This is a genomic window from Rhodococcus sp. NyZ502 (assembly GCF_041464245.1).
In the GTDB taxonomy this organism is placed as follows: Bacteria; Actinomycetota; Actinomycetes; order Mycobacteriales; family Mycobacteriaceae; genus Rhodococcus_F; species Rhodococcus_F qingshengii.
Genome location: NZ_CP167155.1, coordinates 4,769,838 through 4,794,282 on the forward strand (window position 1 = coordinate 4,769,838; position 24,445 = coordinate 4,794,282).

Genomic DNA, 24,445 nt, shown 5'->3' on the forward strand with positions numbered 1-24,445 from the left:
CCTCAGTACGACACGTAGACATCGGTCAGCAGATTCTCGACGGGTGGATACGCCGCGGCACGCGCCTTCGCTACCGCCTCGTCCACCAGCACTCGCGACTGCTCGTCCACCGCGTCCAGATCAGCGGTGCTGACCTTCTTCACATCCACGCTGCTACGGAAATTCTTGAGCGGATCCTTGGTTTCCCGTAGTTGCGCAACCTGTTCCGCCGTGCGGTACAGCTGCGCGTCACCCTCGAAGTGACCGTGCCAACGGAATGCCGCCGCCTCGATCGTGGTGGGGCCGCCGCCGATCCTGGCGCGCTCGGATGCTTCCGCCATTGCGTCGTAGACCGCGAAGAAGTCGGTGCCGTCCACCTTGACGGCAGGCATGCCGAAGGATGCGGCGCGCGCGGCGATGTCGGGTGCACCAACTGCGTAGTCGGTTCCGGTGGCCTCACCGAATCCGTTGTTCTCGATCACGAAGACGATCGGAAGGTCCAGCACCACAGCCATGTTCATCGCCTCGAAGACGGTTCCCTGGTTGGATCCACCGTCACCCGTGAACGACGCTGCGATGACACCGTTTCGAAGCGTCTTACCACTCAGTGCTGCACCGATCGCCAATGACGGGGCTCCGCCGACAATCGCGTTGGCGCCGAGCATTCCCACGGACAGGTCGGCGATGTGCATCGAGCCGCCCTTACCGCGACACAGGCCGTCGTCCTTGCCGAAGATCTCGGCCATCATGCCGTTCAGATCACAGCCCTTGGCGATGCAGTGCCCGTGACCGCGGTGAGTGGATCCGATGTAATCGGCGTCGCTCAGGTTCTCGCACACTCCCACCGCGATGGCTTCCTGGCCCGAGTAGAGGTGAATGAAGCCGGGGATGTCACCGGTTGCATTCTCTTCGTGCAGTCGATCCTCGAACGCACGGATGCGCGACATCTTCTCGTACGCCTTCAGCAATGCATCCCGGTCCAGCCCTGAATGAGGCTTGGCGCCGGTCCTTTTCGATCCTGGGGTTGTCGGCTTCTGCGCCGTCCGTTGAACCACAGTCACACTCCTCGTTCTCGATCACTCGTCGCCATGCAGTGTCGTGTAGGTCACGGGCGAAGGGAAAGAGTTGCGTGAGGTTGCCGGGAGTTGCGAAGGGTTGCAGCTGTTGACTTTCGAGCGTTGATTCAGGCGCCGCTCAGGCTGTCGCGTCTGATCTTGGCCAGCGCGCGGTGTTGGGCGAGTTCGACGGCGCTCGTTGTCGTTCTCAGTGACAGCGCCGTCTCGCGCACGTCGAAGCCGACAACGATGCGAGCTACCAAGACGTTGCGTTCTGCGGCCGACAGATCACCGAAGGGCAGAGTGAGTCGACTGGAGGCAGGTAGCGAATCGATTTCGCGACTGATCGCGTCGTACAGATGCGCGAGGAACGCTTCTCCGGCACGTCTACGTCGCCGAATGTCGGACAGGACGGATCGGCAGATACCGACGGCAATACGATCAGCGTCGAGCGGTCGCAGTTCGGCACGGCAGCGCCGCGTCACCAGAGGCACGATGCGTTGAAGGAGTTCTGCAATCGCGTCCCGATCCCCTCGGGACGCATCGTCGGCAACACTGTCGATCGAACGTCCACCTGCCCTGCTTGTCATTCCGATCTCCCCCTGCTTCGGCTCTTGGTCGAATTCCCGACTACTGCTCAGGTTTTGAACTCGCTAGGGGCGTATCGGCTCGGGGCAGATCCCGGTTTGTTCCCCGATGATGTTGATCTCGGCGTTGGAACGAGGGTCAGCGCCGTAGTTGATCTGGTCGGTGCACTTCTCGGAGGGCTCGACGGCATCGGGCGGGAGCGGCGCCGGGCATGAACCCATCTGCTCTCCGATGCTGTTGATCTCCGCATTCGAACGAGGGTCACCCACATAATTGATCTGATCGGTGCACTTGGTCGACTCGGTAGCCGGACCAGGGGCCGCAGGGGCAACCGCGCTGGTCGAGACCGGGGTCCAGGCCGGCGCTGCTCCGCCCGCCGGGACTCCGGGGGTGGATGCGTCCGTACCGCCGCCCACCGAGTTGGAGCTTTCGACTGTCTCCGAAGTGGTCGCTGCGGTCAGCGGCGGTGGGGTCGTAGACGCCGCAACCACCGATGTAGTCGTCGGTTCGTCTCCTGGAGCGCTGTTGTCATCACTCGAACACCCTGTCATCGCGCACACCACCCCGATCGTCAGTACGGCGAGCAGCACTCGCAGACGCCGAGTCTTGTTGGTCAGCAATACTTCAGGCATTTGCTCTCACACTCCTCGATACGCGGATCAGCTCGTTCCGCCCAAGCGGTGAACACCGACGTGACTCACTCTAGGAGCCTGATTCCATCGGTTTCGTAACAGAATTCCGTCGGTCGCGTACCAACTCTCGACGGTCCTGACATTCATACGATTACGTAACGGTGGGTGGCAAAACTCCGATATCGAGATCACCTGTGATCGTATGAAAACGCACATGCCGATGAGAGGGTTCGCAGCGGCCGGGGAGGGGAACGTGTTGTATCGGAGTGACATCTGCGGCGGTCGATCAGACCGTACTCGCAGCCTGTTCGGTACAGCGCTCGCGGCAGCAACCCTCGGAGCGTCCGTGATCACCGGCTGCGCGTCCACCCAGGGCGTTGTGATCGAAGGCGATGTCGCTTCCACCGGGTTGCCCGTCACACAACCTGCAGACCTGGCCAGACGGGTTGCCGAAAACTCGAGGTTGGGCCGGGCGCTCCTCGACGATCCTGGGGTGTCCGAGGGAGTGAAGACAGAACTTCGGTCGTGCCCTGACTGGTATCCGATCTCGGTCGGGTCCATCCTTCTCGATCCAGGCGCACCGCGTATCGTGCCGGAGACCGAACTCGTCGTCATGAATGTGTATCCGTGCCAACCGGCCCACCAACCCGGGACCGGAGTGTCGATTTCGGTCAACCTTGCCGGCTACGTCTACCGCAGCGGCAAGGCCGGTTCGAGTGAAGACGATCCCGAACTGGGTGAGCGCCTGTTCTCCGTCGAAGAGCGCGGAAAGTTCATCGTCAGCGGTCAACGCGCCGCGAGTTTGTCTGTCCTGGAAACGGATCCGCGGCCACCGGAGTTCGAATGTTGCCCCCGTCCACCGCTTCGGACCGAGTTCCACTGGGATGGAATGGAGTTCATCCGTGATTGATCGCCGTCGCCGCGCGATGCTCGCCGGTGTTTGCCTGCCGGTCGCGTTTGCTCTCGCCTCCTGTTCCACCGAGCCTGAATCAGAACCCACTCCGAATATCGCAGCATCACTCGACCCCTCGGATCTCTCACAGGGCTTGAGCATCGATCCTGTTGCCCTCCTCAGAGCAGACCCGGAAGTGTCCGATGCGGTCAAGGACAGTCTCCGACTGTGCGGTGATGCGAACTTCCCCTACGAAATCCGGTACTCCCCCGTGACAGGCGCCGTTTGGCAAGATGCCGTCGTCAATGTCTTCACCTGCGAGTCTGTCGGCATCTGGGGACGACCGGCCCCACCGGTCAGCTTCATGGTCGCCGGATTCGTCTACCAGATCGACGAATCGGGCGCTCACAAAGTCTTCGGAGTGCAAGACCCAGGACGCTACGTCGTCGGCTCAACCGGAGGATTGTCGGTCATGGTCGACCTGTGCAAAGACCCCGGCATTCCGGAGTTCTGTCAATCGTCGACTGCATACAAGTGGACCGCTGAAGGGTTTGAGAGTGTTCCGTTCCCATGAAAGCGAAGGCCGATGACCGATCCGTTGATTTTGCTGGTCGAAGACGACGCTGTCATCCGCGAAGCAACGCAATTGAATCTCGAACGCAACGGGTTTCGGGTGATCACCGCATCGGGAGGGTTGACCGGAATGGATATGGCGGTCGACGCCAAGCCGGATATCGCCGTCCTCGACGTGATGCTTCCCGACCTGAACGGAATCAGCCTGTGCCGACGCATTCGTGAGGAACTGTCGGTGCCGGTCATCATGCTGTCCGCGCGCGACGACCCGGTCGACATCGTTCTCGGATTGGAAGCCGGTGCCGACGACTACGTCACCAAGCCCTTCGACAGCGGTGTCCTGGTGGCACGCATCCGAAGTGTGCTCCGGCGGGTCGAATCCCATTCCGGTACGGAGAAAGACATCGTGACTCTCGGCGATCTGGAGATCGATCGCGAGTTGGTGACCGTCACGCGTTCGGGCGCCGAAGTGGCTCTCACGCCCACCGAAATGAAGCTGCTCCTGGTCATGGTGAGTGTGCCGCGCAAAGTCTGGTCTCGCTCCGAACTGCTGTCGGACGTCTGGGATTACGACTGGGGCGGCGATACGCGCATCGTCGACGTTCACGTTCAGCGATTGCGCACGAAGATCGGCTCCGAACAGATCCGGACCGTCCGGGGGTTCGGCTACACGATGGACAACCATCGGTGAGATCGCGGGATCTCGCCGCCAAGCTCCCGTCCACCGGGAGGCGGTTGTCGTTTCAGTGGAAGATCGCGGCGGCCATCACGTTCGTGATTGCCGTCGCCTCGATCACGCTCAGTACCGTGATGCATCAAACCTTTTCACACAACCAAGAGGATGCAGCGCGGGCGGCAGCTGATCGCAATCTCCAACTGGTGCTGCAGGACGAAACGGGCAGCATGCGTGCGCTGTTCCGCGCCACCACAGATGGTCTCGACGTTCCGGAAGAGTTGCGTCAGGCCGTGGTGGGCGGCAAACGTGCCACCTACCTTGTCGACAGCGGGGACCAGCCATTTGTCTGGGCTGCTGCCGACGTCAACACTCAGGTGGTGGCGATTCGCGTCCCGTACACCGCGCAGCGGGAATCGATCGCCAGCGTCGATCGGACACTTCGCAACGCCACCATCGCAGTGATCGCAGCGGGTGCCGTCCTGGGTGTGCTGCTTGGACTCGCGATGTCGTATCGATTGCGCTCGGCCGCCCGTGCGGCTCGCAAAGTGTCTACCGGAGCGGACATCCGCGTCCGCTCGGTCACCTGGTCGCTTTTCGACGACGAGATCACCGAACTGGCGGATGCGGTCGACGCGATGTCCGATGCTCTACGGGGACAATTGGACGCCGAGAAGCGCGTGACAGCCAACATCGCGCACGATCTCAGGACGCCCATCTCCGGACTGGTCGGCGCCGCAGAGCTCCTGCCACCCGGTAGGCCAACCGAATTGGTGCGCGACGGCGTCCATAAACTCAGGAGGCTCGCCGAGGACGTCATCGAAGTGGCACGCCTCGACACCACCTCCGAGCAGGCAGACATCCAATCGGTGGAACTGGCGCCGGTGGTGCGTCACGCGATTTCCACCACAGGAGTCGAGTGTGAAGTGAGTGTTCACGGCACCCCCGTGTCGTACACCGACGCGCGCAGACTGGAGCGGATCATCGCCAACCTGATCTTGAATGCTCGCAATCACGGAAAGTCGCCGATCAATGTCCACGTCGACCACTCCCGCATCACGGTCCGAGATCGGGGCGTCGGGTTCACTGAAGAGTGGCTTCGCCAGGGGCCGAAGAGATTTCAGACCAACTCCGTCGAACGCGGCCCGAACTCAGGCCTGGGCCTCGGCTTGACGATCGTAGTGGGACAAGCGGCGGTCATCGGCGCTCGTATCGACTTCGCGAACCATCCGAACGAGGGCGCGGTTGTGACGATCGACCTCCCTGAATGTTCGGCAGACGAGTTCGATTGACACCGAGGCAGTTCGGTCGATCGGCCGGGACACAGCGTCCCGGCCGATCATTGGTGGTGTCCCGGACTCAAACCTGTCCGACAGTGACTCCGGTGCGAACGTCCGGTGCACCGAGGCGCGCCGCATCAGCTGTGAGGTCATCGGGCTGCTCCTGAGATTCCCGCTCGGCTGCGACGCGCAACCGGTAGTGCTCGATCTCCTCGGCAATGTGCTCGGGAGTCCAACCGAGCACCGGCGCAACCAGTTCCGCCACTTCGGCAGCTGCCGCATCGCCGCGATCGGTAACCTCGATGGAGATGCGGGTACGACGGGTGAGGATGTCGTCGAGATGCTGCGCACCCTCATGGCTCGCAGCGTAGTGGATCTCCGCCTTGAGGTACTCGGGGGCGGAGTCCAACGGCTGCCCCAGTTCCGGTCGCGCCTCGACGAGTTCGAACAACTCGTCAGCCAGAGTGCCGTACCGACCCAGTAGGTGCTCGATGGTCGAAACGTGCAGTCCCGTTCGCTCAGCGGTGAGATGCCGATTGTTGTGCGCGGCAAAGTAGCCGTCGGCACCCACAAGTTGGATACGCTCGGTGCAGGACTTCGGCACCTTCTGTTCCAATCCGTGCACCGCGGAATCGACAGCGTCCTTGGCCATCACGCGGTAAGTGGTGTACTTGCCACCGGCGACCACCGTCAAACCTCGGACCGGACTCGACACCGCATGCTCACGCGAGAGAGTGCTGGTCGAATCCGATTCGCCGAACAGCAACGGACGCAACCCCGCGTACACACCGACGACGTCCTCGTGCGTCAACTCGTCCTGAAGCAGCTTGTTGACATGTCCGAGGATGTAGTCGATATCGCTTCGGCTCGCTGCCGGATGGGCGAGGTCGAGGTTCCAGTCGGTGTCCGTCGTACCGATGATCCAGTGGCTTCCCCACGGGATCACGAACAGCAGACTCTTCTCGGTCCGCGTGATGATTCCGGTAGAGGAGTTGATGCGGTTTCGCGGGACGACCAGGTGCACACCTTTCGAAGCGCGAACCTGGAATTGCCCTCGCCCACCGACCATTTCCTGGATCTCGTCGGTCCAGACCCCGGCGGCGTTGATGACCTGACGAGCACGGATCTCGAACGCGCGACCCGTTTCCAGATCCACGGCCTTCACCCCGACTACGCGGTCCTCCTCACGGAGAAAGCCGATTACGCGGGTGCTGTTCACGCACAGTGCGCCGTATTCGGCTGCTGTGCGCGCCAGCATCATCGTGTGGCGGGCGTCATCTACCTGACCCTCGTAGAACTTGACCGAACCCCGGATAGCAGAGCGCTTTCCGGAAGGGAACGATTCGAGAGTCTTCTTCTTGCCCACATGCTTGTGGTGTGAGGGAACCCCGCGGCCTGCGCCCATCACGTCGTAGACGCCGATGCCCAGACCGACGTACGGCCGGTCGATCAACTTCTCGAGTGGGTAGATGAACGGCACCGGCTTCGCGAGATGCGGGCACAGCGAATTCAGAACCAGCGACCGCTCACGCAGTGCCTCGAACACGAGCGCAAAATTGAACTGCTCGAGGTAACGCAGTCCGCCGTGGAACAGCTTGCTCGACCTGCTCGAGGTTCCGGACGCGAAGTCACGAGCCTCCACCAAGCCCACCTTCAGACCGCGAGTTGCGGCGTCGAGCGCGCTACCCGCTCCGACCACGCCACCGCCGATAACGAGGACGTCGAGTTCGGTTTCTTCAAACTTCTTCAGCGACTCCGCCCGCGAGGACGGACTCAATGCTTGTGCTGTGCTCATGAAAACTGTTCCTTCACTTGAAAATAGGTAGAAATGGGGGCGCCGCGATCAGTCTGCGTCGACCCAGTCGAGTGTCCGAGTGACGGCTTTCTGCCAGCCTGCATACAGGCGCTCACGCTCGGCCGAATCCATCGACGGCGTCCAGCTCTTGTCCTTCGCCCAGTTGCTGCGAATGTCGTCCTCGCTCTCCCAGTACCCGACCGCGAGACCAGCGGCGTACGCAGCGCCCAATGCCGTGGTCTCCGCAACGACAGGGCGGATCACCTCGACGTCGAGCAGATCGGCCTGGAATTGCATGAGGAGTTCGTTCGCGACCATTCCGCCGTCGACCTTGAGAACCTTCAAGTCGACACCCGAGTCGAGGTTCATCGCCTCGATCACCTCACGACTCTGGTACGCAGTCGCTTCGAGCACCGCCCGGGCAAGGTGCCCCTTGTTCACGAACCTTGTCAGACCGACGATCGCACCGCGTGCATCCGCGCGCCAATGCGGTGCAAACAGGCCCGAGAACGCGGGCACGAAGTACGCGCCACCGTTGTCGTCCACAGAGCGCGCGTTCACCTCGATGTCGGCCGCGTTGTCGATCATGCCGAGGTTGTCCCGAAGCCACTGGACCAGCGAACCGGTCACGGCGATCGATCCTTCCAGTGCGTAAACCGTTGGCTGCTCACCGATCTTGTAACAGACCGTCGTCAACAAGCCGTTCTTGCTCATCACCTTTTCGGTGCCGGTGTTGAGGAGCACGAAGTTGCCGGTTCCGTAGGTGTTCTTCGCTTCTCCGGGCGAGAGGCAGGCCTGACCGAAAGTCGCTGCTTGCTGATCGCCGAGGATTCCGGCGATCGGCACGCCGGACAACGTTCCGCGTTCGCGCACGAATCCGAAAGTTTCGGACGAGCTGCGAATCTCGGGGAGCATCGATTCGGGGATGCCCATGTCGGCGCAGATCGCCGAATCCCAAGCGAGAGTGTCGAGATCCATCAACAGAGTGCGCGACGCGTTGGTGGGGTCGGTAGCGTGCACTCCGCCGTCGACGCCGCCGGTCATGTTCCACAGCACCCAGGTGTCCATCGTGCCGAAGCACAACTCGCCTGCTTCGGCCTTCTCACGCGCGCCCTCGACGTTGTCGAGAATCCACTTGACCTTGGGGCCCGAAAAGTACGTGGCCAACGGCAATCCGGTGACTTCGGTGTACTTCCTGGGGCCGTCTTCGCCGGCGAGTGCAGTACAGATTCGATCGGTGCGTGTGTCCTGCCAGACGATGGCGTTGTAAACGGGCTTTCCGGTTGCTCGTTCCCAGACCACTGCCGTCTCACGCTGATTGGTGATGCCGACGGATGCGATGTCGGCCGCGGTCAGATCTGCGTTGGCCAAGGCGCCCGCGGTGACGTTGCGGACGTTGTCCCAAATTTCGATCGGATCGTGTTCGACCCAGCCTGCCTGCGGAAAGATCTGTGTGTGCTCGTGCTGTTCGACAGCGACTACGTGCCCACTGTGATCGAAGATCATGCATCGCGTGGAGGTGGTTCCCTGGTCTATCGCGGCTACGAACTGCGCCATCGTGCTACTCCTTTGGTGTCGAAGAAAGTGCGAAAGATTTACTGTCAGAGATGATGATTCGCCATCAGGCCGGTACCGTGGCCGGCTCCTCGGCTGCCTTCTCCACCGACTCGTCAGGCAGGAATCGACCAATCAGCTTGTCGTAGAGGAACACCCCGATCGGAGCGCCGATCAGCGGCCCCACGATGGGCACCCAGAAATACAGGCTCCCGTACTGATCTCGCCAGGCGCTGCCGTAACCGGTGAGATACGACGCCAGCCGCGGACCGAAGTCACGGGCCGGATTGATGGCGTAACCCGCGTTGGTCGCCCATGCGAATCCGATTGCCACCACGATCAAACCGACGACGAAGGGCGCAAGATTCGCGAGCGGCGGAGTTCCCCGAGTATCGGTCACCGCAACGATGAGGAACAACAGGATCGCCGTGCCGATGATCTGATCTATCAGCGCTGATCCCAGACTGACCGGGAGCGTTCCGTTTCCGGGCATCGTCGAGAAGATCGTCTGAGTCGCCGTTGTGTGTCCGGGATCGATGGCATTGAGCATGTCGTTGTAATTCCACCGGACGATCAGGGCCGCGACAAAGGCTCCAGCGGTCTGCGCCAGCGTGTAGGGCAGGACCTTGCGCCAGGAGAATCCCCGGAAGATCGCAAAGGCGAAGGTCACTGCGGGGTTCAGATGAGCACCCGTCACCCGGCCTGCGACATAGATGCCGAACATGACGCCGAGTCCCCAGGCCCACGCGATACTGTCGTGTCCGCCGAGACCCCCACCGCTCCCGCCGGACACAACCTGCGCCACAACTCCGACGCCGAACAAGATCAAGATCATCGTTCCGGCGAACTCGGCTGCCAACTCGCCTGGAAGCCCTAATCGCTTGGCTTTCTCCATCCCCACCCTCACTTTGTTGTGATGCATGTCATAGTTTGGATTGCTGCACCCGTAGCGTAAGGCCGTTTGCACATTCACGCATAGCTCGTGCACATATGTGCAACCGTCCCATTTGCGCACCGTAACGCGGGTAACAGACACACTTCTGGGACTTTGCGTGATCGAGCGCCTCGGCCTGGGCCTACTCGGATAAGATTCGGTTCAATGCTCTTGCACGTACGTGCAGACAGGACGAACCCATGGAAACTCCCACTTCGGACTCCGCTACCTCCGATCCGGCGGACCCGCGCATCGCCGACGCAGTTCAGGCCGCACGCCTCTACTACTTCCAGGACCAGACCATGGCTGCCATCGGCCGCGACATGGGGGTGTCCCGATCCACCGTCTCCCGATTGATCACCTACGCGCGCACCTCGGGTCTCGTCGAGATCAAGATCAGCACCCCGCACGGCCAGGCTCCTCGCATCGAACGCGAGTTCTCGGAACGGTACGGAGTGCGCGCCCACGTGGTGACCGTGCCGGAACTGGTGGGAGATCTCGAGCGACTCGAAAAGGTCGCAACCTTTGCCGGACGCCTGCTGGCGTCGTTCTTCGACAGCGACATGGTGATGGGGATCGCCTGGGGAACCACTCTCAGTGAAGTCAGCAAGCACCTTGCCCCCAAACGCACGTACAACTCGTACGTCGTGCAACTCAACGGCGCCGCGAATACTCGCACCACCGGGATCTCTTACGCCAGCGACATCATCAGAACCATCGCCGACGCCTACGGTGCTCTGCCACAAGGATTTCCGGTGCCTGCCTTCTTCGACTACCCGGAAACTCGGGAGCAACTGTGGCGCGAACGAAGCATCAAACGCGTCTTGGACATGCAGAAGCGAATGGACCTGGCAGTCTTCAGCATCGGCGTACCGGGCGGCAACGTACCGAGTCACGTCTACACCGCCGGATACCTCGAACCCGATGAAGCAGAAGCACTTCGACGCGACGGAGTGGTCGGCGACATCGCAACCGTCTTCTTCCGGTCGGACGGGAGCTACCGCGGAATCGAACTCAACGAGCGCGCGAGCGGCCCGCGACTGGACCTTTTCGAGAAGGTCGCCAGGCGCGTGTGCATCGTCGCCGGAACAGCAAAACTGCCGGCCCTGGAGGGAGCACTACGGGGCGGGCTGATCACCGATCTGATCATCGACGACGTCAGCGCCACCGCGCTGGTGTCCTGACCGCTGCACCAGCTTCTCGATTCCGTCGAGAAGTAAGCCGAGCGAGAAACTGAAATCGAAGGCATCGTCGCCGGCGGCCTCACCCTCCGGGCTGCCGTCCTCGAAGCCACCTTCCTCGATTGCGGCACTCAGGTAGGGGAATCCCTCCCGATTGATGACACGAGCAATGAGAGCGCCGTATGCGACGTCGTCGTCTGCCGACTGCGCTGAACGAGACGCCAGGTCAGCCGAGAATCGAGCGCGGCCGATGACGAACAACGACACGTTGGTCACCACCTGGAACTTCGACGCGGCGCTCAGGGCGACCCCGTCGAGGGCGCTCAGACCCGCGTCGAGCCACGCCATGTTGTTGGGCCCGGTCGGTGGAGCCGTGATGGGCAGCTTGAGCCACCACGGTCGACTCAGCATCGTGGCATACTCCTGATTCGCCCACGCCTCGAGCTTGACGCGCCAGGTCACGCCGTCGGGAATCACCGGCGGCGGCCCGATCACCCGATCCGAAATCAGTTCGATCAGTTCGTCTTTGCTTGCCACGTAGCGGTAGAGCGACATGGTCGTGAACCCGAGCGCTTTGGCCACGCGGCCCATCGACAGAGCGGTGACGCCTTCTGCGTCGGCCAATTCGATCGCGGTGTCGAGAATTTGCTCGAGACTGAGCCCCTTCTTCGGACCCCGCGTTCCCGGCTGGTCCAGTCCCCAGGCCAGTTCAACTGCTCTCGGTAGCGCTCCGCGATCCATAAGCTCCCACTCTTCACTCTTGCCATCATCCTAGAACTGTGTACGCTATAAACACGAGTTTATGACATACACAGTTCTTACTTGGAGGTCTCGATGTCAGGAACGATCCCCGCAATCTCGGTCCGCGGACTCCGTAAGCGCTACGGCGATCAACAGGTACTGGCTGGACTCGACCTGTCGGTCCCGGCCGGATCGGTGTACGCCCTCCTCGGCGCGAACGGCGCCGGAAAGACCACGGCCGTAAGAATTCTCACCACCCTCATCCCCTTCGACGGAGGCGAGGTCATGGTCGCGGGGCATTCACTGCCCGGAGATCCACAGAACGTTCGGCGACGCATCAGCGTGACCGGGCAGTACGCAGCCGTCGACACCTTGCTGACCGGATTCGAGAACCTCACCCTACTGGGCGAACTGAATCACCTGGGCCGGAAGAACTCCCGTCGCCGTGCCGAGGAATTGCTCGACCAGTTCGTTTTGACGGACTTCGGCGACAAACGCGCCGGCAACTACTCGGGCGGCATGCTCAGACGACTCGACATCGCAATGAGCCTCGTCGCCCGACCGGACGTCGTCTTTCTCGACGAACCCACCACCGGCCTGGACCCGCGAAGCCGCCACGACATGTGGTCGATCGTTCGAGGACTCACAGCGTCAGGCGTCACCATCTTCCTCACCACCCAATACCTCGACGAGGCAGACGAATTGGCCGATACGGTCGGCGTGCTGAGCGGCGGCCGCATCGTCGCCGAGGGAACACCGGACGAACTCAAACGCCTTGTTCCCAGCGGCCACGTCGCACTGCAATTCGAGAACCTGGCCCAACTCGAACTCGCCGCGGCATCACTACCGCAGGCGCATTCGAATGCCGAGACCTTGACCCTGCACATCCCTTCCGACGGGGCAGTTCCGTCGATCAAAGCGATCCTCGACTCGATCGACGATCCGTCGATCACCGTCGAGAAGTTCTCCGTTCACACTCCGGATCTGGACGACGTGTTCTTCGCGCTCACCGGATCAGGCCAACCCGAGATTGCGAGCGTTCGATGACCTCCACCGTTGCAATCGATTCCGCGGTGATGCTCCGCCGGAATCTCAAACACGTTCTGCGCAGTCCGGATTCGATGATCACCGCGATAGCCCTTCCGGTCATGCTCATGCTGCTGTTCGTCTACGTCTTCGGCGGAGCCATCAACACCGGTAGCGAATACATCGACTACGTAGTGCCCGGAATCATCCTTCTGTGCGCCGGTTTCGGCGCCTCGACCACCGCGGTCAGCGTCTCGAGCGACATGAAGGACGGGATCATCGACCGTTTCCGGACCTTGGCGATCTCTCCGTCGTCGGTCCTGACCGGTCATGTACTGGCCAGCGTCGTCCGCAACGTCCTGACTACGGCGATCGTGGTCGTCGTTGCGCTGATCATGGGATTTCGCCCGACCAGCGATCCGTTGCGCTGGCTCGGCGTCGCCGCTGCGATCGTCGCCTTCGTCTTTGCCATGTCGTACCTCTCGACAGCTTTGGGACTCTTGGCCAAGAACCCGGAGGCTGCGAGCGGATTCACCTTCGCCATCATGTTCCTGCCCTACGTCAGCACTGCTTTCGTACCGGCTGAGACCATGCCGTCCTGGCTGCAGGGGTTTGCCCGGCACCAACCGGTGACTCCGATCATCGAGACTGTGCGCGGACTCCTGATGGGCACGCCGATCGGAAACAGCGCGGCCATCGCCCTCGCGTGGTGCCTGGGCATCGCCGCCGTGGGATTCGTGTGGTCGAACTGGCTCTACCGACGAAAGACCGCGAGCTGACCACACAAGAAAGCCCCACACCTGACGGTGCGGGGCTGCTTGTGCTGTGCGCCTTTATTAACCGCGGGGGGTTAATAAAGGCGCACAGTGGATTACTTGGCGTCCAGCAGATCGATCACGAAGACCAAGGTCTTGCCGGAAAGCTGGTGCCCTGCACCGGCGGGGCCGTATGCCAGCTCCGGCGGAATGGTGAGCTGACGGCGTCCGCCGACCTTCATGCCCGGGATGCCGTCCTGCCAGCCCTTGATCAGGCCACGAAGCGGGAACTGAATGGACTCGCCACGGCTCCAGGAAGAGTCGAACTCTTCGCCGGACTCGAACTCGACACCGACGTAGTGAACGTCGACGGTGCCACCGGGAACGGCTTCGGCGCCTTCTCCGACAACCAGATCCTTGATGACCAGATCGGTCGGCGCGGGGCCTTCCTGGAACTCGATTACGGGCTTGCTACTCATGGGTCCTCCTCGTTGAGGCGAAAATTGGGGGGCAGGGGCTAGCGGGTGGTGATGTCCCGATAGTCACGCTCGGTGTAGCCGGTGTAGATCTGGCGCGGGCGGCCGATCTTCGTAGCCGGATCCTCGTGCATTTCACGCCAGTGCGCAATCCAGCCGGGCAGACGGCCCATGGCGAACAGCACCGTGAACATGCGCGGCGGGAAGCCCATCGCGCGGTAGATGAGGCCGGTGTAGAAGTCGACGTTCGGGTAGAGCTTGCGCTCGATGAAGTAGTCGTCCGTGAGGGCGGCCTCTTCGAGTTGCATTGCGATGTTGAGCAGTTCGTCGTCGCCGCCGAGCTTGGCGAGGATGGTGTGCGCGGTTTCGCGGACCAGCGCAGCGCGCGGATCGTAGTTGCGGTAGACGCGGTGCCCGAAGCCCATGAGCTTCACGCCGTCTTCCTTGTTCTTGACCTTGCGGACGAACTCGGCTGCGGTGCTGCCGCTGGCCTTGATCTCGTCGAGCATCTCGAGCACTGCCTGGTTGGCGCCGCCGTGCAGCGGGCCCCACAGTGCGTTGATGCCGGCCGAGACGGAGGTGAACAGGTTGGCGTCCGACGAGCCGACCATACGCACGGTCGACGTGGAGCAGTTCTGCTCGTGGTCTGCGTGCAGGATCAGCAGCATGTCGAGTGCCTTGGCGACCTCGGGATCACCCTGGTACGGCTCGGCGGGGAAGCCGAACGTCATACGCATGAAGTTCTCGACCAGGTTCAACGAGTTGTCCGGGTACAGGAACGGCTGTCCGACGGACTTCTTGTACGCGTACGCAGCGATGGTCGGCAGCTTCGCGAGAAGACGGATGGTGGACAGTTCCACCTGCTCCGGATCCTCGGGATCGAGCGAATCCTGGTAGTACGCCGACAATGCGTTCACTGCGGACGAGAGAACCGGCATCGGGTGAGCGTTGCGCGGGAATCCGTCGAAGAACCGCTTGAGGTCCTCGTGAAGCAGGGTGTGTCGACGGATGCGGTCCGTGAAGGACTCGAGCTGGGCGTCGGTCGGCAGTTCGCCGTAGATCAGCAGGTAGCTGACCTCGATGAACGTCGACTTACCTGCCAACTGCTCGATGGGATATCCGCGGTAACGCAGGATTCCCTTCTCACCGTCGATGTAGGTGATTGCAGAACTGGTGGATGCAGTGTTCACAAAACCGGGGTCAAGGGTGGTGTACCCCGTTGTGGCCAGCAGCTTTCCCAGCTCGATGCCGTCATTGCCCTCTGTTGCCCTGGCAATGGACATCGTGTACTCACCACCGGGGTAAGTAAGCGTGGGCTTTGTGTCATTGTCAGCGGGCACGAAGGATCCCTCTCAAGCTCGAACCAACGAGTAACTACATGCGATCAACTAGAAACTAGTCGCACGGGAGAGATCGTGCCGAAGGAGGGTCGCTCCACGGCTATTTTTCGGGTACTCACGAACCCGACATACCCACCGAAACTGAAACATGTTCCAGTCTGGGCTTTCCCACTCGCGTGACCGGTACTCCAGTCTACGGAATCGCGCATTTACCCACACTGATCTGCAAATCTCGGCTGCAATTCGCAAATGGGAGCAACGTCGGACCTTCCGGACCACTGACACGGGGTACTGAAAACCGATCGTTATCGGCTGATGCCTACTTGGTGTTACACGATCCCACGGTATGAGAGCCGGATCACAGCGCCTTGATGCCCCAGCTACCCGTCCACGTCTGACCAGGATGAAGCACCAGGAGATCGATGCCCGAGTTGAAGGCGTCAGGCGGGCAGGTCATCGGCTCCAAAGCCAATGCGCGCCCACGGTCGGGATACCCCTTGTCGTTGGCGGGATCTGCGATGAAGGCCTGAATCCACGGGAACTCGCGGTTGGTCCACAGGGCAGTGCCCGTTCCATCCGGAGCCAGCAGCTCGTGTTGCGTGCGACCACTGCCGTCGACGACGTCCAATGCGCTGTACGGAGTGTCCAACTGCACCCCGGCAAGCAGTCTCGGTGTCCGGAAGTCGTAGTCCGTACCGGCGACTGCCTGCGAATACGCGTTCGGCAGCATCCTCGCCGGATCGATCGGCAACCGCGTGCCTGCTGCCAGATGCAGAGCACATTCGTCGAGCGGAAAGTCGCCGGCGCGAATGAAGGTGTGCATTCCGAGCCCGAACGGCGACGAGGTCGCACCCTTGTTCGTAGCCGTGTGCGTGACGGTCAGTCCGTCGGCACCGACCTCGTAGGCGACCGTCAGCTGCAACGGATAGGGCCAACCCTTGTGAAGTCCCACGTCGACCGACAGTTCGACGCGCTCGTACGTGTGGTCCACGAGGCTCCAATTGCGACGCCGGACGAACCCGTGGCTCGCGTTCCCCAGCGCAGGTTCGGTGATCTCGAGTTGATGCTCGATCCCGTCGAACATGAAGTGCCCGTCGCGAATTCGGTTGGGCCACGGCGCGAGAACCAATCCGGCCGACAGCGGTGGCTTCGATCCGAGTGCCCAGGTCTCGGTCTGCGCGCGCTGACCGTTCGGTCCTTCGTGATCGAGTAGCCGCAACCCGGCACCGGCCGCGGCGATCTCGGCTCGATAGCCTCCACCACGGATCTCGAACCCTCCCCTACCCGTGCTGTGCGGCGCAGTCATACATACCAGTTTCCACCACGAGCGACCGGTTAACCAGGACGTCAGACGGCGCGTCCCACCTTGTAGCGAACGAATGCCGGAAATGCGAGGGCAGAAAGGACAACACCGACAATCACCAGGAAGCCGCCGCCCGCTGCCGCGACACCGGTCCCGAACAGGAAGGCTGCACCGCCGTGCAGCACGTCACCGATACGCGGACCACCTGCCACGACCACGATGAACACGCCCTGCAGTCGTCCGCGCATGTCGTCGGTTGCCACTTGCTGGAGCATCGTGCTGCGGAAAGCCGCCGAGACCATGTCGACGGCTCCGCCGAATGCCAGGAATGCGACCGCCACCCAGAGCAGAATCACACTGGAACCGGGACTCGCGAAGTACACGGCAACGCCGAAGCCGACCATGGACAGCCCCCACAGCGCGATGCAGACCAGAACGGCTCGCCCCTGGTACTGAACCCGTGGCAACCAACCCGAGAAGACTCCGCCCAGAACGGCTCCCACCGACATCGCCGCGAACAGCAGTCCCAGCGCAAAACCGCCGCTGGCGGGGTCACCGAAGGATTCGTGAGCGATCTCCGGGAACAGTGCTCGCGACATCCCGAACACCATCGCGATGATGTCCACCACGAACGACGCGAGCAGAACCTTCTGCGTCGCGAGATACGTGAAACCGCCGAGGACCTCGCTCAATCCGGCTCGCCGAGACGTTCCGGTCGGCGGAATCGCCGGGAGCTTCCATACCGCCCACAGTGTGGCGAGAAGAAAGATCGAGTCGAGCAGGTACAGCAGTTGCAGACCGGCCGACGGTATGAGGACACCCGCCAGTAGCGGGCCGGCTATCGCACCGAACTGCACGACAGTCATGTTCAGCGAGTTCGCGGCAGGTAACTGCCTGCCCGGAATCAACCGAGGGATGATCGCCGCTCGCGTCGGCTGGTTCACCGCGAAGAACGCCTGTTGAACCGAGAACAATCCGAGCACCAACCACACGTTGTTCACGTTCAGGGCAGCCTGGATCCAGAACAGTACCGACGTGACGCCGAGTCCGATCGAGGTGATCATCAACAGCCGTCGTCGATCCATGACGTCGGCCAGTGCGCCGCCCCACAGACCGAAAACGACCAGCGGGACCAGACCGAAGATTCCCGTCAGACCGACGTAGGCCGAGCTTCGGGTGATCTCGTACACCTGTTGCGGTACGGCGACCACGCTGAGCTGAGCGCCGATGACGGTGACGATGCCGGCCGTCCACAGCCGTCGATAGTCGCGATTCTCGAGCGGAGTCGTGTCCGCGAGTAGCCGGCTCACGGCTGGAGACGGACGGCGGACCACTGTCCGTCGACCAGGCTCGTGCGAACTCGATTGTGCATGCGGTTCGCGCGTCCTTGCCAGAACTCGACAGACTCGGGCCGAATCAGAATCCCGCCCCAGTTCGGTGGCACCGGAATCTCACCGTCCACGCCGAATCGAGCAGCGACCTCACGCAGTTGCTCGTCGAGATCGGCACGCGAGTCGATCGGACGAGACTGCGACGACGCCCACGCGCCGAGCTGTGAACCGCGAGGCCTGGTTCGCCAATACTCCTGCGTCAGTTGAGCACTCACCCGCTCGGTGGTGCCGCGGACGATCACCTGCCTGGCAAGGGTCAGCCACGTGAAGTTCGCCGACGCGTACGGGTGGGCGTCGAGGTGACGAGCCTTGTCGGATCCGTAGTTGGTGAAGAAGAGGACGCCGTCCTCGCTGAGCCCTTTGCAGAGCACGGTGCGCGACGCCGGACGGCCACCGTCGTCCACCGTCGACAGAGTCATGGCGTTGGGCTCCGGCGCGTCAGCTTCGACGGCGTCCACGAGCCATTGGCGCATGAGGGGCAGCCAACCGGTTTCGACAACCGAAGTATCCAATTCCGCACTCATGCGGTCCTCGACGGACTCCGATTCGCTGCCTGCTTGCGGATAGCCCACACGCATGGCCGCGAGTTCGTTGTCCACCGCCTGCGGGTCCTGACGTTCATTCGACACAGCCGAGAACGCTACTCCCGGGTACTCACTGGCCAACGGCTACGCGGCACGCGCTAAAGTTTGCCGTGGCTAGACCCGACCCGGACCGCGAGCCGCACCAGCGACAGCGCCGAATCGGGACGAGACGATTGCGCAGTACAAAACACGGTGCGTGCTCATCCCTGCGAGCACCGAGGCGCAGTCACTGAAGCTGAGGCAGTGCGACTGTAGACCTGGCGCACTCGAACGAGGAGAGTCCACGAGAATGGCAGCGAGCGCAGCAATACCGGACGATTTTGTGAGCGGACTCGAAGGCGTCGTCGCCTTCACCAGCGATATCGCAGAACCCGACAAGGACGGCGGCGCACTGCGCTACCGCGGAGTCGACATCGAAGACCTGGTCGGCCAGAGGGTCACCTTCGGCAACGTATGGGCCCTTCTCGTCGACGGCCGCTTCGGCCCCGGCCTCCCGCCGGCCGAGCCGTTCCCCCTCCCCATTCACACCGGCGACGTCCGTGTCGACGTTCAGGCCGGACTGGCGATGCTGGCTCCCATCTGGGGCTACCAGCCGCTCCTCGACATCGATGACGAGACCGCCCGCGACCAGCTCGCCCGCGCATCCGTCATGGCGCTGTCGTACGTCGCGCAGTCCGCTCGCGGCATCTACCAGCCGGCAGTCCCGCAGAGCCGCATCGACGAGGCCAAGACCGTCACCGAACGCTTCATGGTTCGCTGGAAGGGTGAGCCCGATCCGGCACACGTCGAGGCAATCGACGCGTACTGGGTCTCGGCAGCCGAGCACGGCATGAACGCCTCCACCTTCACGGCCCGCGTCATCGCCTCCACGGGCGCCGACGTCGCGGCTTCGCTTTCCGGCGCCATCGGCGCGATGTCCGGCCCACTGCACGGCGGCGCACCGGCCCGAGTTCTTCCGATGATCGAAGAGACCGAGAAGACCGGCGACGCCCGCGCACTGGTCAAGGGAATCCTCGACCGCAAGGAAAAGCTCATGGGCTTCGGACACCGCGTCTACCGCGCCGAAGATCCCCGTGCACGCGTGCTCCGCGCCACGGCGAAGCGCCTCAACGCTCCCCGCTACGAGGCTGCCGCAGCTCTCGAGCAGGCTGCACTGGCAGAACTGCGTGAGCGTCGTCCCGATCGCGCGATCGAGACCAACGTCGAGTTCTGGGCCGCCGTCATCCTCGACTTCGCCGAGGTTCCCGCGCACATGATGCCCGCCATGTTCACCTGTGGCCGCACCGCCGGCTGGTGTGCACACATCCTCGAGCAGAAGCGTCTCGGTAAGCTGGTACGCCCGGCCGCCATCTACACCGGCCCGGCGCCCCGTACTCCGGAGTCGGTCGAGGGCTGGGACCAGATCAGCCACGCGTAGTACCCCGCTCGAATTCGCCAATCACGGTAGTACAGAACACAAGTGAAGGAACAGAAAGAAGCGATGACCTCCACACCGATCATCCCCGCCGACCTCAAGCCCGCCGACGGACGCTTCGGCTGCGGTCCTTCCAAGGTTCGCCCCGAGCAGCTGCAGTCCCTGGTCGAGGTGGGCGCTTCGGTGTTCGGCACCAGCCATCGTCAGAAGCCGGTCAAGAACGTTGTGGCCAGCATTCGTTCCGGCCTCGCCGATCTGTTCTCACTGCCCGAGGGCTACGAGGTCGTCCTCGGCAACGGCGGAACCACTGCGTTCTGGGATGCGGCCGCATTCGGCCTCATCCGCGAGAAGTCGCTGCACCTGACCAACGGCGAATTCAGCTCCAAGTTCGCTTCGGTCGCCAAGGCCAACCCGTTCATCGGTGACCCGATCGTCGTTTCCGCCGATCCGGGCAGCGCACCGGTGCCGGTCTCCGACCCGTCCGTCGATCTCATCGGCTGGGCGCACAACGAGACCTCCACCGGTGTGTCGATCCCCGTCTCGCGTCCCGCGGGTTCGGAGAACGCACTGATCGCCATCGACGCCACCTCGGGCGCCGGCGGACTTCCGGTCAATGTCGCCGATTCCGACGTCTACTACTTCGCTCCGCAGAAGTGCTTCGCTGCAGACGGCGGACTGTGGATCGCGCTGATGAGCCCGGCCGCCCTCGAGCGCGTCGCGGAGATCAAGGATTCGGGACGCTGGACGCCTGACTTCCTCTCGCTGCCCATCGCCGTGGACAACAGCTCCAAGGATCAGACGTACAACACCCCGGCCCTGGCCACCCTCTTGCTCTTCGCCAACCAGATCGAGTGGATGAACAGCAACGGCGGCCTCGACTGGACTACCGCTCGCACCGCGGATTCGTCCTCGCGCCTGTACAACTGGGCCGAGGCCAGTGAGTTCGCAACGCCGTTCGTCGCTGATCCGGCACACCGCTCGCAGGTTGTCGGCACCATCGACTTCAACGACGACGTCGACGCTGCCGAGGTGGCAAAGATCCTGCGCGCCAACGGAATCGTCGATACCGAGCCGTACCGCAAGCTCGGCCGCAACCAGCTGCGCGTCGGCATGTTCCCGGCCATCGACCCCGATGACGTCACCGCTCTCACCAAGAGCATCGACTGGGTCGTTTCTCAGCTCGGCTGATTTTCACATTTGCTTCACCGCTCGGCCCCCGGCATGACGTCGGGGGCCGAGCGTCGTTTGCGCCAGGCCTTGTGAGCTACCACACCGGTGGGCGGATCCGAGGTCATCTCGCCCTGCGTGTCCTGCCGAGTCCATGGTCACGAATGAATTACAGTTGAGCGCGGCGCAAAGTCGCGAGCCGGCGCGATAAGGAGGTCAATGTGCGAGAGCTTCGAGTGATCGGACTTGAACCCGATGGATCGCATGTGGTGTGCGCAGATGCTGAAACCGGCCAGAAATTCCGGCTTCCCGCCGATGACAAACTTCGTGCAGCTTCCCGCGGAGACGTGGCTCGACTCGGCCAGATTGAGATCGAAATGGAAAGCCAACTCCGTCCCCGCGAAATTCAGGCGCGCATTCGTTCCGGTGCTTCCGTAGAGCAGGTCGCCGAAGAAGCGAAGATCCCCATCAGCAAGGTCGAGCGCTTTGCGTACCCCGTTCTGCTCGAGCGCTCCCGCGCCGCGGAAATGGCGCAGGGCGGACACCCGGTGCGCGACAACGGTCCGACAGTTCCCACCCTCTCCGAAATCGTGACCCACGCATTCCGCGCCCGCGGCCACAGTATCGACGAGGCCACCTGGGATGCCTGGCGCGACGAGGACAATCAGTGGGTCGCGCAGTTGCAGTGGCAGGCCGGCCGCACCACCAACGCCGCGCACTGGCGCTACCAGCCCGACGCGCACGGCGGAACGATCGTCGCACTCGACGACGCGGCATTCGACTTGATCGATCCCGACTTCGGTCGCCCGCTCCGCGGCCTGGTACCGGTGGTCTCGAACGAACCGGAACAGCTCGAACTGTCCCGATTCGACGTCGAACCGGTGGCGGAGATCGAGCCCGAGCCCGCAGCAGTTTCCGAGCGGACAGCAGTTTCCGAGCGCACAGTATTCCCCGAGCGGACGGTGGTGGCGGAACGGATCGTGGCGCCCGAACCGATTGCTGTCGAGCCGGAAACCGTCGTCACCGAAGAGGTTCCCGAACCCGCACCGGATGTGACCCCGAAAACCGCTCCGCAGCAGACGCAGACCAAGGACAAGCGCGGACGGCCTGCTCTTCCCTCGTGGGACGACGTACTCCTCGGGGTCCGCAGCAGCGGTCGCTGACCCGAAGGAAAGTATTCTTCTTTCGAGCGAGGCTGAGGAGAGAGGGCTGCCGGTGGCTGCACGGGTATCGACGATCTGGTTTCTGGGCGGCGCAGACGCTCGCACCGAATTGAGCAGGTACCCACAGCCGGATCAGACCGAGGCCCTGAAAATCGCCATGTCGCTGTACCCGGACAAGGAGTTCGAGTCGCTCGGGCCTCAGCCGCTGTCGATGGCCGCGACGGTGAGCCCCGGCTACGTCTTCGTCGGTGCGTACGGCCGAGTGAGTGTCGTCTGCAGCTCCGAACTCAGCACCTTCGTCCCCTCGAAACTGCCTGATTCCTGGCACCTTTCGGCAGAGGGTGGCTCGACGCTGTTGATCAGCTCCGTCCCCGAAACCGCGCAGGGTTCGTTTGCACTGTGGGAGGACGGCGAGCTACGACGCTCGTTCAGTGCCATCCCGATCGACATCGTCGAAAATCTGGGGATCCCCCAGACCTGGGAACTGGAATTCTGGGCCGGCAACCATCCCCTGCGTTACCCGCCCGGGATCCTGCCTGATCCGCAGTCACTTCCGTTCCACCCGCAACAGTTCGCGGAGTCCGCCAACCTCGAGTGGCTGGGATTTCGATACACCGGCGCGCCGCGAGAACACGAACTCGACACAACGCAGATTCTCCTGTGGGGCTTCAAGATTCACCGACCCGGCGAGGCACCCAAACCTGCACCCCCAGCCCCCGCGCCGATGCCCGAGCAGGCGCCGACAGAGGTACCCATGCCCGAAAACATGCCGCCGATCCACGACGCACCGGTGGCCAAGCCGCGCGGCCGCCTCGCTCGGTACTTCGGCTTCAAGTAGCGCCGAGCAGCCTCACAGGTTCACGCGGCTATCGCTCCGATCCACCCGAGCGGTACGCCGGCTACCGCGCCGTAGACCACCCATCGCCAGACGGGGACGGCTCGCCAGCGCCAGACGGTCGGCGCAAGTCCGCCTACCGCAATGACATTGACGACAACCGCCAGGAGCACGTTCACGTTGCCCAGCGCGACACAGAACGCCGCGACGGCACTGGTCGAGAGCATGGCTGCGAACACCGACACCGCGATTCCGGTGAACCAGGGCGTGCGGTCCAGAGTCACCGGCCGGTCCTGACACGTTCGTAGAAGGCCATCGCCGCTGCGGTCGCGACGTTGAGCGAGTCGGTGCCGGGCGCCATGGGTATCTTGGCACGAATGTCGGTGGCCCGCATCGCATGTTCGGTCAAACCTGGCCCCTCGGCGCCCAGCAGTAGCGCTACCTTCTCCCCGGTCATCGCTTCGGCCAAAGTGATCGCTTCCGGATTCGGAGTCAAGGAAATGAGCTGAAAACCGTTGCCACGCAGCTCATCCAAGTCGTGTGGCCACTTTGCCACATGCGCGAAGGGCACTCGCAGCACGTGCCCCATCGACACACGGACCGACCGCCGGTACAGCGGGTCGGCACAACCCTTCCCGAACAGAACTGCATCGACACCGAGCCCCGCCGCGTTGCGGAACATCGAGCCGAGATTCTCGTGATCGTTGACGCCTTCGAGAACCACGACGGTCTTCGCGTCCTTCAACACGTCCGAGACCGCGAGCGGTGCCGGGCGCGCTGCTGCAGCGAGGACGCCGCGGTTGAGGTGAAATCCGACGACCTCGGCCATCACTTCGGCGCTCGTACGGTAGAACGGCACGTCCACACCGTCGAGATCGTCAGCGAGCTCCAGGAGCCGTCGTTCGACGCCGAGGAGACTGATCGGCTCGAACCGCGAAGTCAGCAGTCGCTGAGTGACGAACACTCCCTCGGCGATGACCAGTCCCTTGCCCTCCGGCAGGTCGGGGCGCCGATCCGAAGAGTTGAGATCGCGAAAGTCATCCAGCCGGGGGTCGGCGGGATCTGAGATGTCGATGACGTGAACCACGGGTCTATCGTGCCGTACGCACCGCAA

At 62.8% G+C, this 24,445-nt stretch carries 25 protein-coding genes; 11 read left to right on the forward strand and 14 right to left on the reverse strand.

Annotation, left to right across the window (positions count from 1 at the left end):
- Positions 1 to 2 precede the first annotated feature (2 nt).
- The 3 genes from ACBG85_RS21865 to ACBG85_RS21875 form a co-directional block, all read right to left on the reverse strand.
- Positions 3 to 926 (reverse strand): thiamine pyrophosphate-dependent dehydrogenase E1 component subunit alpha, encoded by a 924-nt coding sequence (locus ACBG85_RS21865; protein WP_042451488.1) that lies wholly within the window; start codon positions 924 to 926, stop codon positions 3 to 5.
- 236 nt (positions 927 to 1,162) lie between these two features.
- On the reverse strand, positions 1,163 to 1,624 hold the full coding sequence (locus tag ACBG85_RS21870) for an RNA polymerase sigma factor SigD (protein WP_007733468.1): 462 nt from the start codon (positions 1,622 to 1,624) through the stop codon (positions 1,163 to 1,165).
- A 63-nt stretch (positions 1,625 to 1,687) separates the two neighbouring features.
- A complete protein-coding gene (locus tag ACBG85_RS21875) occupies positions 1,688 to 2,254 on the reverse strand; it encodes a hypothetical protein (protein ID WP_030535373.1) in 567 nt (188 codons plus the stop codon).
- 253 nt (positions 2,255 to 2,507) lie between these two features.
- On the opposite strand from ACBG85_RS21875, the gene ACBG85_RS21880 reads away from it, so the two are divergent.
- From ACBG85_RS21880 to ACBG85_RS21895, 4 genes are read left to right on the forward strand one after another with little or no spacing between them, the layout of a single operon-like run.
- Complete coding sequence (locus ACBG85_RS21880) at positions 2,508 to 3,164, forward strand: hypothetical protein (RefSeq protein ID WP_003939689.1); 657 nt, start codon at positions 2,508 to 2,510, stop codon at positions 3,162 to 3,164.
- Complete coding sequence (locus ACBG85_RS21885; protein ID WP_372024825.1) at positions 3,157 to 3,720, forward strand: hypothetical protein; 564 nt, start codon at positions 3,157 to 3,159, stop codon at positions 3,718 to 3,720. The genes ACBG85_RS21880 and ACBG85_RS21885 overlap by 8 nt, the downstream gene beginning before the upstream one ends.
- Before the next feature lie 12 nt (positions 3,721 to 3,732).
- Positions 3,733 to 4,410, forward strand: a complete 678-nt coding sequence (locus ACBG85_RS21890; protein WP_003939990.1) for a response regulator transcription factor — start codon at positions 3,733 to 3,735, stop codon at positions 4,408 to 4,410.
- A complete protein-coding gene (locus ACBG85_RS21895) occupies positions 4,407 to 5,684 on the forward strand; it encodes a HAMP domain-containing sensor histidine kinase (protein WP_065455309.1) in 1,278 nt (425 codons plus the stop codon). The genes ACBG85_RS21890 and ACBG85_RS21895 overlap by 4 nt, the downstream gene beginning before the upstream one ends.
- Positions 5,685 to 5,751: 67 nt before the next feature.
- Here ACBG85_RS21895 and ACBG85_RS21900 read toward each other — a convergent pair whose 3' ends face one another.
- The 3 genes from ACBG85_RS21900 to ACBG85_RS21910 all read right to left on the reverse strand — a co-directional run bounded on the left by ACBG85_RS21900 (position 5,752) and on the right by ACBG85_RS21910 (position 9,916).
- Positions 5,752 to 7,467, reverse strand: a complete 1,716-nt coding sequence (locus ACBG85_RS21900) for a glycerol-3-phosphate dehydrogenase/oxidase (protein WP_218695918.1) — start codon at positions 7,465 to 7,467, stop codon at positions 5,752 to 5,754.
- Between the two features lie 48 nt (positions 7,468 to 7,515).
- Positions 7,516 to 9,024 (reverse strand): glycerol kinase GlpK, encoded by a 1,509-nt coding sequence (gene glpK, locus ACBG85_RS21905; protein WP_003939742.1) that lies wholly within the window; start codon positions 9,022 to 9,024, stop codon positions 7,516 to 7,518.
- A gap of 64 nt (positions 9,025 to 9,088) precedes the next feature.
- Positions 9,089 to 9,916 carry an MIP/aquaporin family protein gene (locus ACBG85_RS21910; RefSeq protein WP_312637861.1) on the reverse strand — a complete coding sequence of 276 codons (828 nt, stop codon included), beginning with the start codon at positions 9,914 to 9,916 and terminating at the stop codon, positions 9,089 to 9,091.
- Between the two features lie 239 nt (positions 9,917 to 10,155).
- Here ACBG85_RS21910 and ACBG85_RS21915 point away from each other — a divergent pair, with 239 nt between their 5' ends.
- Positions 10,156 to 11,139 (forward strand): sugar-binding transcriptional regulator, encoded by a 984-nt coding sequence (locus ACBG85_RS21915; protein ID WP_007733475.1) that lies wholly within the window; start codon positions 10,156 to 10,158, stop codon positions 11,137 to 11,139.
- Here ACBG85_RS21915 and ACBG85_RS21920 read toward each other — a convergent pair.
- Positions 11,074 to 11,877 (reverse strand): TetR/AcrR family transcriptional regulator, encoded by an 804-nt coding sequence (locus tag ACBG85_RS21920; RefSeq protein ID WP_007733476.1) that lies wholly within the window; start codon positions 11,875 to 11,877, stop codon positions 11,074 to 11,076. The genes ACBG85_RS21915 and ACBG85_RS21920 overlap by 66 nt on opposite strands.
- A gap of 93 nt (positions 11,878 to 11,970) precedes the next feature.
- On the opposite strand from ACBG85_RS21920, the gene ACBG85_RS21925 reads away from it, so the two are divergent.
- Both ACBG85_RS21925 and ACBG85_RS21930 read left to right on the forward strand, forming a co-directional pair.
- Positions 11,971 to 12,924 carry an ATP-binding cassette domain-containing protein gene (locus ACBG85_RS21925; RefSeq protein WP_372024832.1) on the forward strand — a complete coding sequence of 318 codons (954 nt, stop codon included), beginning with the start codon at positions 11,971 to 11,973 and terminating at the stop codon, positions 12,922 to 12,924.
- On the forward strand, positions 12,921 to 13,682 hold the full coding sequence (locus ACBG85_RS21930) for an ABC transporter permease (RefSeq protein ID WP_204855466.1): 762 nt from the start codon (positions 12,921 to 12,923) through the stop codon (positions 13,680 to 13,682). Before ACBG85_RS21925 ends, ACBG85_RS21930 begins: the two co-directional genes overlap by 4 nt.
- A 92-nt stretch (positions 13,683 to 13,774) precedes the next feature.
- Here ACBG85_RS21930 and ACBG85_RS21935 read toward each other — a convergent pair whose 3' ends face one another.
- The 5 genes from ACBG85_RS21935 to pdxH form a co-directional block, all read right to left on the reverse strand.
- A complete protein-coding gene (locus ACBG85_RS21935; RefSeq protein WP_003940440.1) occupies positions 13,775 to 14,137 on the reverse strand; it encodes an FKBP-type peptidyl-prolyl cis-trans isomerase in 363 nt (120 codons plus the stop codon).
- Positions 14,138 to 14,175: 38 nt separating this feature from the next.
- Complete coding sequence (locus tag ACBG85_RS21940; protein ID WP_020908786.1) at positions 14,176 to 15,474, reverse strand: citrate synthase; 1,299 nt, start codon at positions 15,472 to 15,474, stop codon at positions 14,176 to 14,178.
- 358 nt (positions 15,475 to 15,832) lie between these two features.
- Entirely contained in the window at positions 15,833 to 16,780 is a 948-nt protein-coding gene (locus tag ACBG85_RS21945; RefSeq protein WP_372024838.1) for an aldose 1-epimerase family protein, read from the reverse strand.
- 41 nt (positions 16,781 to 16,821) lie between these two features.
- Positions 16,822 to 18,087: an MFS transporter gene (locus tag ACBG85_RS21950; RefSeq protein WP_021332219.1), complete on the reverse strand. Its 1,266-nt coding sequence runs from the start codon at positions 18,085 to 18,087 to the stop codon at positions 16,822 to 16,824.
- Positions 18,084 to 18,797: a pyridoxamine 5'-phosphate oxidase gene (gene pdxH / locus ACBG85_RS21955; RefSeq protein ID WP_007733483.1), complete on the reverse strand. Its 714-nt coding sequence runs from the start codon at positions 18,795 to 18,797 to the stop codon at positions 18,084 to 18,086. Before pdxH ends, ACBG85_RS21950 begins: the two co-directional genes overlap by 4 nt.
- 244 nt (positions 18,798 to 19,041) lie before the next feature.
- On the opposite strand from pdxH, the gene ACBG85_RS21960 reads away from it, so the two are divergent.
- The 4 genes from ACBG85_RS21960 to ACBG85_RS21975 all read left to right on the forward strand — a co-directional run bounded on the left by ACBG85_RS21960 (position 19,042) and on the right by ACBG85_RS21975 (position 23,334).
- Positions 19,042 to 20,169 (forward strand): citrate synthase 2, encoded by a 1,128-nt coding sequence (locus tag ACBG85_RS21960; protein WP_003940025.1) that lies wholly within the window; start codon positions 19,042 to 19,044, stop codon positions 20,167 to 20,169.
- 63 nt (positions 20,170 to 20,232) lie between these two features.
- Complete coding sequence (gene serC / locus ACBG85_RS21965) at positions 20,233 to 21,354, forward strand: phosphoserine transaminase (protein ID WP_007733484.1); 1,122 nt, start codon at positions 20,233 to 20,235, stop codon at positions 21,352 to 21,354.
- A gap of 200 nt (positions 21,355 to 21,554) precedes the next feature.
- Entirely contained in the window at positions 21,555 to 22,496 is a 942-nt protein-coding gene (sepH, locus tag ACBG85_RS21970; protein ID WP_372024841.1) for a septation protein SepH, read from the forward strand.
- Between the two features lie 52 nt (positions 22,497 to 22,548).
- Positions 22,549 to 23,334 carry a hypothetical protein gene (locus ACBG85_RS21975; protein ID WP_042451221.1) on the forward strand — a complete coding sequence of 262 codons (786 nt, stop codon included), beginning with the start codon at positions 22,549 to 22,551 and terminating at the stop codon, positions 23,332 to 23,334.
- A 20-nt stretch (positions 23,335 to 23,354) separates the two neighbouring features.
- Here the strand turns inward: ACBG85_RS21975 and ACBG85_RS21980 are convergent, their stop codons facing one another.
- Together ACBG85_RS21980 and ACBG85_RS21985 are read right to left on the reverse strand one after the other, a co-directional pair.
- A complete protein-coding gene (locus ACBG85_RS21980) occupies positions 23,355 to 23,615 on the reverse strand; it encodes a DUF2537 domain-containing protein (protein ID WP_372024844.1) in 261 nt (86 codons plus the stop codon).
- Positions 23,612 to 24,418 carry a TrmH family RNA methyltransferase gene (locus ACBG85_RS21985; RefSeq protein WP_372024845.1) on the reverse strand — a complete coding sequence of 269 codons (807 nt, stop codon included), beginning with the start codon at positions 24,416 to 24,418 and terminating at the stop codon, positions 23,612 to 23,614. The genes ACBG85_RS21980 and ACBG85_RS21985 overlap by 4 nt, the downstream gene beginning before the upstream one ends.
- Positions 24,419 to 24,445 lie beyond the last annotated feature (27 nt).